Genomic DNA, 13,876 nt, shown 5'->3' on the forward strand with positions numbered 1-13,876 from the left:
ATGCTCAAGAGGCTCTTTCCACACCCCTGGCTCACCGTCGTGCTGCTCGTATGCTGGGTCTTGCTGATGAACGACGTGTCGCCGGGCAACCTGCTCCTTGGCTTCGTGCTCGGTACCGCCATCGCCTACCGCGTGGGCGAAGGGCTATGGCTCGCGCCCGTGCGCTTCGGCAGACCGTGGCTGCTCGTACGGCTTTTCGGACATGTGCTCTACGACATCCTCGTGGCAAATCTCGAAGTCGCGTTGCTCGTGCTCGGCCCGACGCAGCGCCTGCGCCCTGCCTTCATCGACGTGCCGCTCGACAGCACTCACGAAATCGCGCTCTCGGCGCTCATCAGCATCGTCTCGCTGAGCCCCGGCACGCTGTGCGCCGAACTCTCCGACGACCGCAGGCGCCTTGTCGTGCACGTGCTCGATCTCGAAGACGAAGCCGCGCTCGTCGCCTTGATCAAGTCCCGTTACGAAGCCCCGCTCATGGAGATCTTCGCATGCTAGCCATCGTCATTCCGGTGTCGTTCGCGATCCTCGGGCTCGCGTTCCTGCTCACACTCGCGCGCCTGGTGCGCGGGCCTTCGCTGCCCGACCGGCTCGTCGCGCTCGACACGCTCAATATCAACGCAATCGCACTCATCGTCGTCTACGGCATCATGCTGCGCTCGACGGTCTTCTTCGAAATCGCGCTGCTCATCGCGGTCATGGGGTTCGTGGCGACCGTCGCGTTCACGAAGTACCTGCAGCGCGGCGACATCATCGAACTGAACTAGGGCTTCGCCATGCAAACCGTCATCGAAGCGTTTGTCTGCGTGCTGCTCCTGCTCGGCAGCGCGTTCACGCTGATCGGCGCGATCGGCCTCGCACGCCTGCCCGACTTCTATATGCGCCTGCACGGACCGACCAAATCGACCACGCTCGGCGTAGGCGGCGTCGTGCTCGCCTCCGTCGTGTACTTCAGTGCGCACAATAATTTTGCGAGCCTGCACGAAGTGCTGATTCCGGCGTTCCTGTTTCTCACCGCGCCGATCAGCGCGCATATGCTCACCAAGGCCGGGATTCAGCAACGCGTAGCCGTTTCGTCCGCCACACGCGGACGGCCGGATGCCGCCAGCGCCAGTGCAGTCGGCAAGCAAGACGCGAACCCGGACAACAATGCCGCACAGGACGCTTGAATATCGGCGCGGATCTTCGCGCCGCCGGTAAAAGCTGCCATCGAACGTCGCAAAGGTCGGGCGCGCCACGCTTCATCCGCGCGCCGCCCCCCATCACTCCCCCTCCCCTCATCCCGTTGCGCACACACGCATCGCGTCGAATCGCCACGCACGGCACACCAATTGCTGATCTTGCTCGCCCCTATGCAGCATCGCGCCGCCGTCCCGGCTCGCGCAGGGGCGCAATAACAACGCGCGGCCGCAATCGAGGCCGTACACCGTGCAGCCTGAACGAAACGAATGAGGTCAACAATGAAGACGATACGCACCCTGCTCGCGTTTGCGAGCGCGGCAGCCCTGCTCACGGCATGCGGCGGCAGCAGCAGCAGCAACGACGTGGGCAAGGAAATCGGCGTGCAGAACCCCGAGATTCATTTCGTGCATGCCCTGCCGGGCGGCCCGAACGTCGATTTTCTGGTGAACGGCAGCGCGCTGCAGACGAACATCGCGTACAAGCAGGTCACGAACTTCGCCAACATCAACACCGGCAATACCAACGTTTCGTATGCGAACACGGGCACGACCGCGCCGATTGCTAGCGGCGCCTTCCCCGACGTGGCGAAGGGTCACGAGTACACCGTGCTCGCGCTGCCCGCGCTCTCGGGCGGCGACATCGGCCTGATCGACGATCCGTTCGACAAGGGCCTGCTTTCCAGCAGCGCACGCCTGCGCGCGTTCAACGCCACCGTCAATGCGCAGAACCTCGACATTTACATCGTCGCTCCCGGCACGGATATCAACGGCGTGCAGCCGACCTTGCCGGCCGTGGGATACAAGAACGCCGTGCCCGCGAGCGGCCAGGACTCGATCTACATGAACGGCGGCAACTACGTGGCGATCGTCACGACGGCGGGCAGCAAGACGGCGATTTTCGAGTCGGCCTCGTTCAACCTCGCGAACAATGCGGACTGGCTCATTACGACCGTGCCGATCTCGGGCACGCTCTCGCAGCTCCTGCCGGGGCAGATTCACCTGCTCGTCGCGCAGGGCGGCAACACCTCGCAGCCCGCCGTGGAGTACAGCAACACGCTCACGGGCCAATAGGCCGTTGCGCATGCAACCGGCGCGGCCGGGTGGCGGCGTGCTACGTCCGCCGCTCACGCGGCAGCGCCGCGCCCGGTCTTGCGGGCCTCGCCCAGCACGTAATCGATGAAGGTGGACGCCGCCCGCGTGTGATGGCGGTTCGGCATATAGAGCATGTACATATGCGTACCGAATATGCTCAGGCGCCACGCGTCGAGCGACGTGACGGCAGCGCCCTGGCGAATGTCGTCGTGCATGACGTAGTCGGGCACGATGCCCACGCCGAGTCCCGCAAGAATCGACTGGCGCAGAAACAGGAAGTTTTCCGAAATGATCGAGGGCTCGAGCAACACCTCGTGCCGGTCCTCGTTTAGATAACCCGCAAGGCGCAATTGCCGCCCCACCACCGTTGCCGTGATGACGGGCGCACGCGCCAGATCCTCGAGCGTTTGCGGCATGCCGTGCTTATCGGCCCATTCCGTACACGCACATGCGATGTACTTCACCGGCCCCATGTCGCGCGCCACGAGATTCTGCGGCGGCTCGTGCATCACGCGCACGGCAATATCGACTTCGTCGCGCAGCAGGTCTTCCACGCGATTTTCGAACATCACGTCGAGCACGATGCCGGGGTACATCCGCTTGAACTGGATCAGCCAGTCCGACATCACGAGCTGCCCGTAGCCGCTCGGCACCGAAAGCCGCACGCGCCCCTGCAGGCTCTGGCCGAGGGTGGAAACCGATTCGCGCGCGGCGAGCAGCGCGTTCTGGATCGCCCGGCCGTGCTCGTAAAGCTTCAGGCCGATTTCGGTCGGCTCGACACGGCGCGTGGTACGGCGCACGAGCTGCAGGCCAATCGACTTCTCCAGGTGGTTGAGGTGGTAGCTGACGTTCGCGCGGCTCATCCTGAGCCGGCGCGCCGCCTCGCTCAGGTTGCCCGCGTCGAGAATCTCGACCAGCAGGGTCAGCGCGTTGACGTCCATGGCACATCCACTGTCAAAAATACTTTGACAGTCTGTCAACGAGCGATGGGATTGTCAATTGTCCCTATCACGCCGAGAATCGACGCGAACATGAAACATTGCCGTCTGGCCCGCCAGTCCGGCCCTCATTATGGAGACAGCATCGCCATGGCATCCGATCCCGTGAACACCTCCCCCGTCACTCATGAACTGCGCGGCAAGGTGCTGCTCGTCACCGTCGACAATCCGCCCGTCAACGCGCTGGGCGTGGACGTGCGCCGCGGCCTCGCCGCCGCCATCGAGCACGCCGAGGCGAACGACGCCGTGCAGGCCGTGCTGATCGTCGGCGCGGGGCGCAATTTCATTGCCGGCGCGGACATCCGCGAGTTCGGCAAGCCGCCGCAACCGCCCGCGCTGCCCGACGTGTGCAACCGCATCGAGGCCTGCCACAAGCCGGTGATCGCCGCCATTCACGGCGCGGCGCTCGGCGGCGGCCTCGAAGTGGCGCTCGCGGCGCACTATCGGCTCGCCGTGGCGGGCGCGAAGCTCGGCCTGCCCGAAGTGCAGCTGGGCCTGCTGCCTGGTGCCGGCGGCACGCAACGCACGCCGCGCCTGATCGGCGCCGAAGCGGCGCTCTCGCTGATGCTGAGCGGCCGTCACGCGAGCGCGCAGGATGCGCGCAAGCTGGGCCTCGTCGACCGCGTGGGCGCGAGCGACGACATTCTCGCCGAAGGCCTTGCCTACGCGCAGGAACTGCTCGCGAGCCATGCGCCGGCGCGCCGCACGCGCGACGCCCAGGCGCTCGCCGATCGCTCCCAGGCGCAAGCCGCGATCGACGCCGCGCGCGCCGAGACCGCGAAGAAGTCGCGTGGCCTGTTCTCGCCGCTGAAGATCGTCGACTGCGTGCAGGCCGCGCTCGATCTCTCGTTCGACGAAGGCCTGCGCTTCGAGCGCAAGCAGTTCCTCGAATGCCTCGAAAGCCCGCAGCGCGCCGGTCTCGTGCACGCATTCTTCGCCGAGCGCGAAGTGCAGAAGGCCCCTGAAACGAAGAGCGCGAAGCCGCGCGCGATCGACACCGTCGGCGTGATCGGCGGCGGCACGATGGGCGCGGGCATTGCGGTGGCCGTGCTCGACGCGGGCCTGCCCGTGACGATGATCGAACGCGACGAGGCCTCGCTCGCACGCGGCCGCGCCCACGTGGAAAAAGTCTACGACGGCCTCATCGCCAAGGGCCGCATGAAGCCCGAAGCGAAGGCGCAGATCCTCGCGCGCTTCAACGGCAGCACCTCGTACGATGCGCTCGCGACCACCGATCTCGTCATCGAAGCCGTGTTCGAGGACATGGCCGTGAAGCAGGCCGTGTTCGCCGAACTCGACCGCGTGTGCAAGCCCGGCGCCGTGCTCGCGACCAATACCTCATATCTCGACATCGACGCCATTGCCGCCAGCATCCAACGCCCGCAGGACGTGGTAGGCCTGCACTTCTTCTCGCCCGCCAACATCATGAAGCTGCTCGAAATCGTGGTGCCGAAGCAGGTGAGTGCCGATGTCGTGGCCACGGCATTCGAGCTGGCGAAGAAGCTGCGCAAGGTGCCGGTGCGCGCGGGCGTGTGCGACGGCTTCATCGGCAACCGCATTCTCGCGGTGTTCCGCACCGCTGCGGATCATCTGATGGAGGACGGCGCTTCGCCGTACCAGATCGACAAGGCCGTGCGCGACTTCGGCTTTCCGATGGGCCCGTACCAGGTGGTCGATCTCGCGGGCGGCGACATCGGCTGGGCCACGCGCAAGCGCCGCGCCGCCACGCGCGACCCGCAGGCGCGCTACGTGCAGATCGCCGACCGCATCTGCGAGCGCGGCTGGTTCGGCCAGAAGACGGGCCGCGGCTTCTATCTCTACCCGGAAGGCGCACGCACGGGCACGCCCGACCCCGAAGTGGAAGCGATCATCCACAGCGAACGCGAACGCGCGGGCATCACGCCGCGCAGCTTCAGCGACGAAGCCATCATGCGCCGCTACATGGCCGCGATGATCAACGAAGGCGCGAACGTCGTGCATGAAAAGATCGCGCTGCGCCCGCTCGATGTGGATGTCACGCTGCTCTACGGCTACGGCTTCCCGCGCTATCGCGGCGGCCCGATGAAGTACGCCGATAGCGTGGGCCTCGCCAACGTGCTCGCCGATATCCGCGAGTATGCGAAGGAAGATCCGCTGTTCTGGCGTCCTTCGCCGCTGCTCGTCGAACTGGTCGAGCGCGGCGAGAATTTCGCGAGCCTCAATCAATCGGCCTGAATGTGCCCTGAAGGAGCTTTTCACACATGGACCTGAAATTCACCGCCGAAGAAGAGGCGTTTCGCAGCGAAGTGCTCGCGTTCCTGAACGACCGCCTGCCACAGCGCCTAGCCAGCAAGGTGAGCAACGGCCGGCACCTGACGCGCGACGACATGGCGCAATGGCATGCGATCCTCCACGAAAAAGGCTGGCTCGCGAATCACTGGCCGCAGGAATACGGCGGCCCCGGCTGGAGCGCCGTGCAGAAGTTCATCTTCGAGAACGAATGCGCGATTGCAGGCGCACCGCGCATCGTGCCGTTCGGTGTCAACATGCTCGGGCCCGTGCTCATCAAGTACGGCAGCGAGGCCCAAAAGCGCTACTGGCTGCCGCGCATTCTCGACGGCTCGGACTGGTGGTGCCAGGGCTATTCGGAACCGGGCGCGGGCTCGGACCTCGCCTCGCTGCGCACGACCGCCGTTCGTGACGGCGACCACTACGTGGTGAATGGCCAGAAAACGTGGACCACGCTCGGCCACTACGCGAACATGATTTTCTGCCTCGTGCGCACCGCCACCGACGTGCGCAAGCAGGAAGGCATCAGCTTCCTGCTGATCGACATGAACACGCCGGGCATCGAGGTTCGCCCCATCGTCACGCTCGACGGCGAACATGAGGTAAACGAAGTGTTCTTCACCGACGTGCGCGTGCCGGTGGCGAACCTCGTTGGCGAAGAAAACCGCGGCTGGACCTACGCGAAATATCTGCTCACGTACGAGCGCACGAACATCGCGGGCGTGGGCTTTTCGGTGGCGGCGCTCGCGCGCCTGAAGCGCGCCGCGCAGAACATCACGCGCAACGGCAAGCCGCTCGCGGAAGATCCGCAATTTGCGGCGCGCATCGCCAGGGTCGAGATCGATCTGGAGAACATGAAGACGACCAACCTGCGCGTGATCGCTGCGGTGGCGGGCGGCGGCGTACCCGGTGCGGAAAGCTCGATGCTCAAGATTCGCGGCACCGAGATCCGCCAGGAGATCTCCTCGCTGCTGCGCCGCGCGATGGGTCCGTATGCGGCGCCGTTCGTCGAGGAAGCGCTCGAAGAGGGCTATGCGGGCGAGGCAATCGGCCCCGACGATGCCGCCAGCGCCGCCGCGCAATACTTCAACAACCGCAAGCTGTCGATTTTCGGCGGCTCCAACGAAATTCAGAAGAACATCATTTCCAAGATGATTCTCGGGCTTTGAGAGGCACGCCATGGACTTCCAGCATACAGAAGACCGCCGCATGCTTGCGGATACGCTCAATCGTTTCATCACGGAGCAATACGGTTTCAATACGCGCGATACAATCGCGCGCTCCGAAGAAGGCTTTAGCGCAGACATGTGGCAGCGCTTCGCCGAACTCGGCGTGATCGGCGCGCTGTTCGACGAGGCCGATGGCGGCTTTGGCGGCGCGGGCTTCGATGTCGCCGTGGTGTTCGAAGCGCTCGGGCGCGGACTCGTGGTCGAGCCGTTCCTCGACACGCTGATCGTGGGCCGCGCGCTCGCCCACGCGGGCAGCGCGGCACAGCGCGCGCGCATCGCCTCGTTCATCGACGGCTCGCAAATCGCCGCACTCGCACACGACGAGCCCGGTTCGCACTACGAGGAGGCACGCGTGGCGACGCGTGCGGAGAAAAGCGGAGATGGCTGGGTGCTGCAGGGCGCGAAGGGCGTCGTGCAGCATGCCGAACATGCCGATTTGCTGCTCGTTTCGGTGCGGACCTCCGGCGATGCATTCGCCGAAGCGGGCATCTCGCTCTTCCTCGTGCCGCGCGATGCAGCGGGCGTGAGCCTGCGCGGCTACCGCAAGATCGACGGCGGCCGCGCAGCGGAAGTGGCGCTCGACAACGTGAAGGTGCATGCCGATGCGCTCGTCGGTGCGCAAGGCAGCGGCTTCGCGACGCTCGAACATGCACGCGGATACGGCATCGTCGCGCTCGCATCGGAAGCCGTGGGCGCGATGGAGATCGCGCGTGACTTCACGCTCGAATACCTGCGCACGCGCAAGCAGTTCGGTTTGCCCATCGGCAGTTTCCAGGCGCTGCAGCATCGCATGGCGGACGTGCTGCTCGAAATCGAGCAGGCGCGCTCGGCGGTCATCAACGCGGCAGCGGCGATCGACGCGCCGCGCGCGCAGCGCGAACGTGCGCTCTCGGCCGCCAAGTACACGATCGGGCGCATTGGCGCGCGCGTGGCCGAAGAAGCGATCCAGCTGCACGGCGGCATCGGCATGACGTGGGAATTGCCGCTCGCGCACTATGCAAAGCGGCTCGTGATGATCGATCATCAGCTTGGCGACGAGGATCATCATCTCGCGCGCTATATCGCATTGGGGCGTGAGGCGGCGTGAGCCATGAAGAAGGGGCGACTGTGTTGCCCCGACAACGAACCAGGAGTACCGGTTGATGCAGACGGACAAAAACAGCTTGCCTCTATCGGGCGTGCGCGTGCTCGATCTTTCGCGCGTGCTGGCCGGGCCGTGGAGCGCGATGGTGCTTGGCGACCTCGGCGCGGAAGTCATCAAGATCGAGCATCCCGACCGCGGCGACGACACGCGAGACTGGGGCGTGCGCGTCGGCAAGACAGAGACTGCGTACTTCAACAGCGTGAATCGCAACAAGCGTTCGATCACGCTCGATCTGCAAACGCCCGAAGGCCAGCAGATCGTGCGCGAGCTGGCGCAAACCAGCGACATCGTCGTGCAGAACTTCAAGTTCGGCGGCGCGGAAAAGCTCGGGCTCGGCTATGAGCAGCTGAGCGCGGAGAATCCGCGTCTCATCTATTGCTCGATTTCGGGCTACGACCGCACGGGACCCGAAGCGAAGCGCCCCGGCTACGACCTCGTCGTGCAGGGCGAAACGGGCCTCATGGCGATGAATGGCGAAGCCGACCAGCCGCCGCTCAAATTCGGTGTGGCGGCCGTTGATCTTTTCACGGGCATGTATTCCGCACAGGCGATGCTCGCCGCGCTCTACGAGCGCGAGCGCACGGGTCGCGGGCGCCACATCGAGATGGCGCTGTTCGACTGCGGCCTCATGATTACCGCTTACTACGGCCTCGAAGCGCTGCTGATCGGCGAGGACCCGCCGCGTTACGGCAATGCGCATCCGTCGATCGTGCCGTATGGCGTGTTCGATGCGGCCGATGGTCCGCTCGTGATCACCGTGGGCAACAACGCGCAGTTCGAGCGCTTTTGCCGCGAGGTGATCGAGCGCGCCGACCTCGCCGACGACGCGCGCTACAAGACCAACATCCTGCGCGGGCAGAACCGCGAGACGCTCGTGCCCGAACTCACGCGCGAACTGGGCAGCCGTCCGCGCAAACTGTTGCTCGAACGGCTCGCGGGCGCGGGCATTCCGTGCGGCGAAGTCGCGGGCTTGCGCGAGGCGCTGCTGTCGCCGCGCGCAACGCTTGGCGGGCTCGTCACGCAGCAGCCGCATCCGCATACTGAAAGCGGCACGACGCCGGTGCTCGCGCCGCCGTGGCGCTTCGACGGCGAGCGAATGCCCGTGCGGCATGCGCCTCCGCAGCTGGGCGAAGGCACGCAGGAGATCTTGCAGTCGATGCTCGGTTATTCGGCGGAACAACTGGCCGGGTTGAAGGAGAAGGGGGTCATCTGAGTCTTGTCCCGGTCATAGCCGGACTTGCGAGCGCAAAAAATTCGCCGCTCCCCCTTCCGCGTCGCCGCCGCGCGACGCGGTCCCGCCTTTGCCCCCTCGCTGCGCCCCGTCTGGCCTCGCGTCGCACGTAGTTGCGCGCGCCCGGTTATATTGCGCCTGATGGTCCCGCACGCCGCTTGCGGCTAGTTGCGCAAGGCCGGTGCGGACCGGCACCCGCCCGATCTCGCGCCCGCCCCGCGAGCCCCAGCAAACGAACCCGCCCCGCTCATGGAGCACGCCTACGATCATTTGCTGCACCTGCTCGCCGCGCACGCGACGTGGACGCTCGGCTTTGTCGTGGTCGCCGCTTTCCTCGAATCGCTCGCGTTCATCGGCACGTTCATTCCCGGCAGCACGGCGATGTTCATTGCCGGCGCGTTCGCCGCCACCGGCACGATCAACCTCGGCTGGCTCTTCGTCTGCGCGATTGCGGGCGCCGTGGCCGGCGACGGCGTGAGCTTCTGGATCGGCCATCGCTACCGCGGCTCGCTGGCCCAGATGTGGCCGTTCAGCCGCCACCCCGCCATTCTCGAGCGTGCACACGCTTACTTCGTGAGCCACGGCACGCGCAGCGTGATCCTCGCGCGCTTCATCGCGCCGCTGCGCGCCGTGGTGCCGATCGTCGCGGGCATGGCCGGCATGAAGCCCATGCGCTTCTTCATGATGAACGTGATTTCCGCGCTCGTCTGGGCGCCCGCGCATATCGTGCCGGGCGTCGTGTTCGGCGCCTCGCTCCAGCTCGCGGGCGCGGTGTCGTTCCGGCTGGTGGTCGTCATCGGCATCGTCGCTCTCGCGCTCTGGCTCATCTGGCGCTTCGTGCGCATGCTGCTACTGCACATCGACAACTGGGCCGGCGCGTCGCGGCGCAGCGCGGCGCAGTGGGCAGCGCAGCATCCCGGGCGCGCCTCGAAGCGCATCGCCCGCCTGCTCGACCCCGCGCAGCCCGCGCTCGGCCCCGTCATCGTGATCACGGGCCTCGTGCCGGTGTGCGCAGCCGTGTTTTCCTATGTGCTCGGCAACGTGCTGCGCGGCGCGCCGCTCGTGCAGATCGACCAGTCCGTGCGCCAGTTCCTGCAGTCGATCCGCACCACCTGGGCCGACGCGGCCCTCGCGCGCGTCGAAACGCTCGGCAGCACCTGGACGCTCGCGGCGCTCATCGCGACGGTGGGCATCTGGATGGTGCTGGAGCGGCGTTGGCGCACCATCGCTTACTGGATGATCGCGGCAGCCGTTTCGCAGTTGCTCATCCTCATCCTGCGCTTCGTGATCCACCATACGTCGCCGGGCGGCGGCCAGGCCGTCGAGGCCTATGTGTTCCCGAGCGACCGCGTGTCGTCGATGGTGATCGTCTACGGCTTCGTGATGTTCCTGCTCGTGCGCCGCGCGAGCATGCTGGAGGCCGCGCTCGTCGCCGCGCTCGGCAACGGCATCATCGTCGCCGTGGCGTTCGCGGGGCTCTATTTCGACCGCTTCCTGTTCTCGGACGCCATCGGCGGCGCGGCCTTCGCCGCGATCTGGGTGGCGATCGTGGTGCTCACCTCGCTCTGGCGCTACCCCAAGCGGCCGCCGCAACGCGCATACGTGCCGCCCATCGTGCTCCTCGTGCTGGTCGGCGCCGTTCTGCTGCAGACGGTGCCGGGCGGGCGCACGCCCGCGCCGCCCACGACCGCGGCGGCGCCGCCAGTCGTCCTCTCGCAAATGCAGTGGAGCGATTCGCTGTGGAGGACGTTTGCGTGCTATCGCTTCGACATGAAAGGCGCGCGCCGCGAACCGATGACGATCCAGTGGGCCGCGAGCGCCGACGATCTGCGCACGGCGCTGCGCGACGCGGGCTGGGCCGAAGGTCCGCAGATCTCGGTGAGGAGCGTGTTGTCGCTCGTCGCCCCGAATGTGGACGTGATGTCCCTGCCGCTGCTGCCGAAGCTGAACAACGGCCTGCCCTCGCCGCTCGTGTTCGCCCGCGCGCGCCTCGCCGGGAAGCCTGGCGACGCGGGCGAGCCGGGCAGCCGCCGCGACGTGCTGCGCTTCTGGCCTTCGGGCTATGCGCTCGCGCCGCGGCGCAATGGGAACGACACTGGCGATGGCCACGCGAGCGACGGGGAGCCCACGCCGATCTGGGTCGGCTCGCTCGTCCACGAGCGGCTGCGGCGCGGGTCGTGGCCGTTCAACGTGGTCACGACCTATCCCGACGACGTCACCGACCTCAGCGCCCCCGGCCAGCCGGCGGGCTGGCGTACGCTCGCGCTGCCGGGCGAGGTGAGCTGCGAAGGGCGGCCCGTGAAGCTGATCGTGCAGGGCGGCCGCTGAAAGGGAAATTGAAGGCTCAGGCCGTGCTCTCGGCCCAGCTTCCCGTGGCGTGGAAGCGGTCGATGCGCTTGCGGGCGTCCGCGTAGGCGGCGTCGAGCGCGGCGTCGGGGCCCGTGTAGTTGCGCATCATGTCGTGAAAGCGCACGCTGCGCCCTTCGACATGGGCGTCCGCGCCGTGGCGGCAGATGTAGCCGCTGTAGTGGAACAGCGGCTCGGGCGCGCGCGGCCCGAACGCCGGAATCGGCAGCACCCAGATCTCGAAGCCTTCATGCTCGGTGTGGTCCCACATGGTGTGTCTCCACAATGGCCATGATGATGAGTATCCTCGCACGGCACCCTCTCGCCTGCAAACGGCCGTTTTCCCCGAGTTTGGCTAAACTATGCGGGCACAGCAGAACCCAAACCCGACTCTGGACTCACGAGCGATACCCCACATCATGACGCCGGCCTCTCTCACGCAGGAACCGCAGTCCGTCTCCAGCGCCGTCACGCGCAATGCCTTCTTCATCGTCGCGACCGTCAACGACGACGCCGCGAGCCGCGCCACCGTGCGCGCCTGGTGCGCCGACGTCGCCAACCTCGTGCGCGCGGTCGGCAAGCGCGTGCCCGCCGGCAATCTGTCGTGCGTGGTCGGCTTTTCATCCGACGCATGGGACAAGCTGTTCGGCGAGCCGCGCCCGGCCGGTCTGCACCCGTTCCGCGAATTCGGCACGGGCGAGCGCAAGGCCATCGCCACGCCCGGCGACATCCTGCTGCACATTCGCGCCGACGAAACCGACCTGTGTTTCGAGCTCGCCACCCAGCTCATGACGCGCCTGGAAGGCGCGGTCACGACCGTGGACGAAGTGCACGGCTTTCGCAACTTCGACATGCGCGCGATGATCGGCTTCGTCGACGGCACCGAGAATCCGACGGGCAACGAAGCCGTCCATTTCACGGTGATCGGCGAAAACGAAGATCCCGAATTCTGCGGCGGCAGCTACGTGCTCGTGCAGAAGTACATGCACGACATGAAAGGCTGGAACGCGCTTTCCGTGGAGGCCCAGGAGCACATCATCGGCCGCACCAAGCTTCAGGACATCGAACTGGACGAAGCCGTGAAGCCGAGCTGGTCGCACAGTTCGCTCACCACGCTCGAAGACGACGCAGGCAACGAGATCAAGATCCTGCGCGACAACATGCCGTTCGGCCGGCCCGGCTCGGCCGAATTCGGCACCTACTTCATCGGCTATGCGCGCTCGCCCGAGCCGATCGAACAGATGCTCGAAAACATGTTCGTCGGCCTGCCGCCCGGCAACTACGACCGGCTGCTCGACTTCAGCCGCGCCGTCACGGGGGGCCTCTTCTTCGTGCCGTCGCAGACGCTGCTCGAAGCGCTCGCCGAAGTCGACCCGGGCGCCGCGCCCACCATCGAGGTGAGCGCCGACCCAGCATCGGAAACAGAAACCGAGCCTGCCGCCGCGCCGAGCGCGGACGGCTCGCTCGCCATCGGATCCCTCAAAGGAGCACCCCGGTATGAATAACCTCCATCGCGAGCTGGCGCCCATTTCCACGGCCGCGTGGTCGCAAATCGAAGAAGAAGTTGCGCGCACCTTCAAGCGCTCGCTCGCGGGCCGCCGCGTCGTGGACGTCGAGGGCCCCGGCGGCCCGGCGCTCGCCGCAGTCGGCACGGGCCACCAGAACGGCATCGAAGCGCCGCTCGAAGGCATCCGCGCGCGCCAGCGCGAAGTGAAGGCGATCGTGGAACTGCGCGTGCCGTTCGAACTTTCGCGCGACGCCATCGACGACGTCGAGCGCGGCGCCGAAGACTCCGACTGGCAGCCGGCCAAGGACGCGGCCACGCGCCTCGCGTTCGCGGAAGACCGCGCGATTTTCGACGGCTACACGGCCGCGCAGATCACGGGCATCCGCGAAGGCTCGTCGAACCCGATCCTGCCGATGCCGGCCGATATCGCCGACTACCCCACGGTCATCGCCAAGGCGCTCGAACAGTTGCGCCTGCAGGGCGTGGACGGCCCGTACGCGGTCCTGCTCGGCTCCGATGCGTACACGGCGGTGAGCGAAGCGAGCGACATGGGCTATCCGATTCTCGAGCACATTCGCCGTCTCGTGAACGGCGAGATCATCTGGGCGCCGGCCATCGAGGGCGGCGCGATCCTGAGCACGCGTGGCGGCGATTTCGCGTTCCACCTCGGCCAGGACCTGTCGATCGGGTATTCGTCGCATGACGACAAGAGCGTGAAGCTGTATCTGCAGGAGAGCTTCACGTTCATGATGCTGACTTCCGAGGCTTCGGTGGCGGTGAAGCCGGAATGAGCCTGCGCTGATTCCTGCAGGCCACGAAAAAGGGGCGCTTCTTTCGAGCGCCCCTTTTTTCATGCCTCGCCGAAAGCGGCGTTAGCGGCGTG

General features: G+C 66.4%; 13 protein-coding genes. 11 read left to right on the top strand and 2 right to left on the bottom strand.

Annotation, left to right across the window (positions count from 1 at the left end):
* From AB4Y44_RS20805 to AB4Y44_RS20820, 4 genes are all read left to right on the top strand, one after another.
* Window positions 1–495 (top strand): Na+/H+ antiporter subunit E, encoded by a 495-nt coding sequence (locus tag AB4Y44_RS20805; protein ID WP_342918939.1) that lies wholly within the window; start codon window positions 1–3, stop codon window positions 493–495.
* Window positions 489–764, top strand: coding sequence for a K+/H+ antiporter subunit F (locus tag AB4Y44_RS20810; RefSeq protein WP_342918940.1), 276 nt, complete (start codon window positions 489–491; stop codon window positions 762–764). Before AB4Y44_RS20805 ends, AB4Y44_RS20810 begins: the two co-directional genes overlap by 7 nt.
* A gap of 9 nt (window positions 765–773) precedes the next feature.
* The gene (locus AB4Y44_RS20815) at window positions 774–1,166 is read left to right on the top strand and encodes a Na+/H+ antiporter subunit G (RefSeq protein WP_368700750.1); all 393 of its coding nucleotides are present in this window, start codon (window positions 774–776) and stop codon (window positions 1,164–1,166) included.
* Between the two features lie 291 nt (window positions 1,167–1,457).
* The gene (locus AB4Y44_RS20820; RefSeq protein WP_368700751.1) at window positions 1,458–2,249 is read left to right on the top strand and encodes a DUF4397 domain-containing protein; all 792 of its coding nucleotides are present in this window, start codon (window positions 1,458–1,460) and stop codon (window positions 2,247–2,249) included.
* A gap of 53 nt (window positions 2,250–2,302) precedes the next feature.
* Here the strand turns inward: AB4Y44_RS20820 and AB4Y44_RS20825 are convergent, their stop codons facing one another.
* Window positions 2,303–3,211 carry a LysR family transcriptional regulator gene (locus tag AB4Y44_RS20825; RefSeq protein WP_368700752.1) on the bottom strand — a complete coding sequence of 303 codons (909 nt, stop codon included), beginning with the start codon at window positions 3,209–3,211 and terminating at the stop codon, window positions 2,303–2,305.
* Between the two features lie 147 nt (window positions 3,212–3,358).
* Between AB4Y44_RS20825 and AB4Y44_RS20830 the strand changes: the two genes are divergently transcribed.
* The 5 genes from AB4Y44_RS20830 (at window position 3,359) to AB4Y44_RS20850 (ending at window position 11,468) form a co-directional block, all read left to right on the top strand.
* Entirely contained in the window at window positions 3,359–5,482 is a 2,124-nt protein-coding gene (locus AB4Y44_RS20830; protein ID WP_368700753.1) for a 3-hydroxyacyl-CoA dehydrogenase NAD-binding domain-containing protein, read from the top strand.
* 26 nt (window positions 5,483–5,508) lie between these two features.
* The gene (locus tag AB4Y44_RS20835) at window positions 5,509–6,705 is read left to right on the top strand and encodes an acyl-CoA dehydrogenase family protein (protein ID WP_342918945.1); all 1,197 of its coding nucleotides are present in this window, start codon (window positions 5,509–5,511) and stop codon (window positions 6,703–6,705) included.
* 10 nt (window positions 6,706–6,715) lie between these two features.
* A complete protein-coding gene (locus AB4Y44_RS20840) occupies window positions 6,716–7,852 on the top strand; it encodes an acyl-CoA dehydrogenase family protein (protein ID WP_368700754.1) in 1,137 nt (378 codons plus the stop codon).
* 55 nt (window positions 7,853–7,907) lie between these two features.
* Window positions 7,908–9,122: a CaiB/BaiF CoA transferase family protein gene (locus AB4Y44_RS20845; protein ID WP_368700755.1), complete on the top strand. Its 1,215-nt coding sequence runs from the start codon at window positions 7,908–7,910 to the stop codon at window positions 9,120–9,122.
* A gap of 267 nt (window positions 9,123–9,389) precedes the next feature.
* Window positions 9,390–11,468: a VTT domain-containing protein gene (locus AB4Y44_RS20850; protein WP_342918948.1), complete on the top strand. Its 2,079-nt coding sequence runs from the start codon at window positions 9,390–9,392 to the stop codon at window positions 11,466–11,468.
* A 16-nt stretch (window positions 11,469–11,484) separates the two neighbouring features.
* Here AB4Y44_RS20850 and AB4Y44_RS20855 read toward each other — a convergent pair whose 3' ends face one another.
* Entirely contained in the window at window positions 11,485–11,757 is a 273-nt protein-coding gene (locus AB4Y44_RS20855; RefSeq protein WP_069261746.1) for a hypothetical protein, read from the bottom strand.
* A gap of 148 nt (window positions 11,758–11,905) precedes the next feature.
* Here AB4Y44_RS20855 and AB4Y44_RS20860 point away from each other — a divergent pair, with 148 nt between their 5' ends.
* The gene (locus AB4Y44_RS20860; protein ID WP_342918949.1) at window positions 11,906–12,991 is read left to right on the top strand and encodes a Dyp-type peroxidase; all 1,086 of its coding nucleotides are present in this window, start codon (window positions 11,906–11,908) and stop codon (window positions 12,989–12,991) included.
* Window positions 12,984–13,784 (top strand): family 1 encapsulin nanocompartment shell protein, encoded by an 801-nt coding sequence (locus AB4Y44_RS20865; RefSeq protein ID WP_324161712.1) that lies wholly within the window; start codon window positions 12,984–12,986, stop codon window positions 13,782–13,784. The genes AB4Y44_RS20860 and AB4Y44_RS20865 overlap by 8 nt, the downstream gene beginning before the upstream one ends.
* The last annotated feature ends 92 nt before the right edge of the window (window positions 13,785–13,876 follow it).

The organism is Paraburkholderia sp. BR10937, assembly GCF_040965695.1.
GTDB lineage: Bacteria > Pseudomonadota > Gammaproteobacteria > Burkholderiales > Burkholderiaceae > Paraburkholderia.

Coding starts and splice junctions, on each gene's coding strand:
- AB4Y44_RS20810 (WP_342918940.1), top strand. CDS start 489: ATGCTAGCCATCGTCATTCCGGTGTCGTTCGCGATCCTCGGGCTCGCG.
- AB4Y44_RS20830 (WP_368700753.1), top strand. CDS start 3,359: ATGGCATCCGATCCCGTGAACACCTCCCCCGTCACTCATGAACTGCGC.
- AB4Y44_RS20840 (WP_368700754.1), top strand. CDS start 6,716: ATGGACTTCCAGCATACAGAAGACCGCCGCATGCTTGCGGATACGCTC.
- AB4Y44_RS20860 (WP_342918949.1), top strand. CDS start 11,906: ATGACGCCGGCCTCTCTCACGCAGGAACCGCAGTCCGTCTCCAGCGCC.
- AB4Y44_RS20835 (WP_342918945.1), top strand. CDS start 5,509: ATGGACCTGAAATTCACCGCCGAAGAAGAGGCGTTTCGCAGCGAAGTG.
- AB4Y44_RS20815 (WP_368700750.1), top strand. CDS start 774: ATGCAAACCGTCATCGAAGCGTTTGTCTGCGTGCTGCTCCTGCTCGGC.
- AB4Y44_RS20865 (WP_324161712.1), top strand. CDS start 12,984: ATGAATAACCTCCATCGCGAGCTGGCGCCCATTTCCACGGCCGCGTGG.
- AB4Y44_RS20820 (WP_368700751.1), top strand. CDS start 1,458: ATGAAGACGATACGCACCCTGCTCGCGTTTGCGAGCGCGGCAGCCCTG.
- AB4Y44_RS20845 (WP_368700755.1), top strand. CDS start 7,908: ATGCAGACGGACAAAAACAGCTTGCCTCTATCGGGCGTGCGCGTGCTC.
- AB4Y44_RS20825 (WP_368700752.1), bottom strand. CDS start 3,211: ATGGACGTCAACGCGCTGACCCTGCTGGTCGAGATTCTCGACGCGGGC.
- AB4Y44_RS20855 (WP_069261746.1), bottom strand. CDS start 11,757: ATGTGGGACCACACCGAGCATGAAGGCTTCGAGATCTGGGTGCTGCCG.
- AB4Y44_RS20850 (WP_342918948.1), top strand. CDS start 9,390: ATGGAGCACGCCTACGATCATTTGCTGCACCTGCTCGCCGCGCACGCG.
- AB4Y44_RS20805 (WP_342918939.1), top strand. CDS start 1: ATGCTCAAGAGGCTCTTTCCACACCCCTGGCTCACCGTCGTGCTGCTC.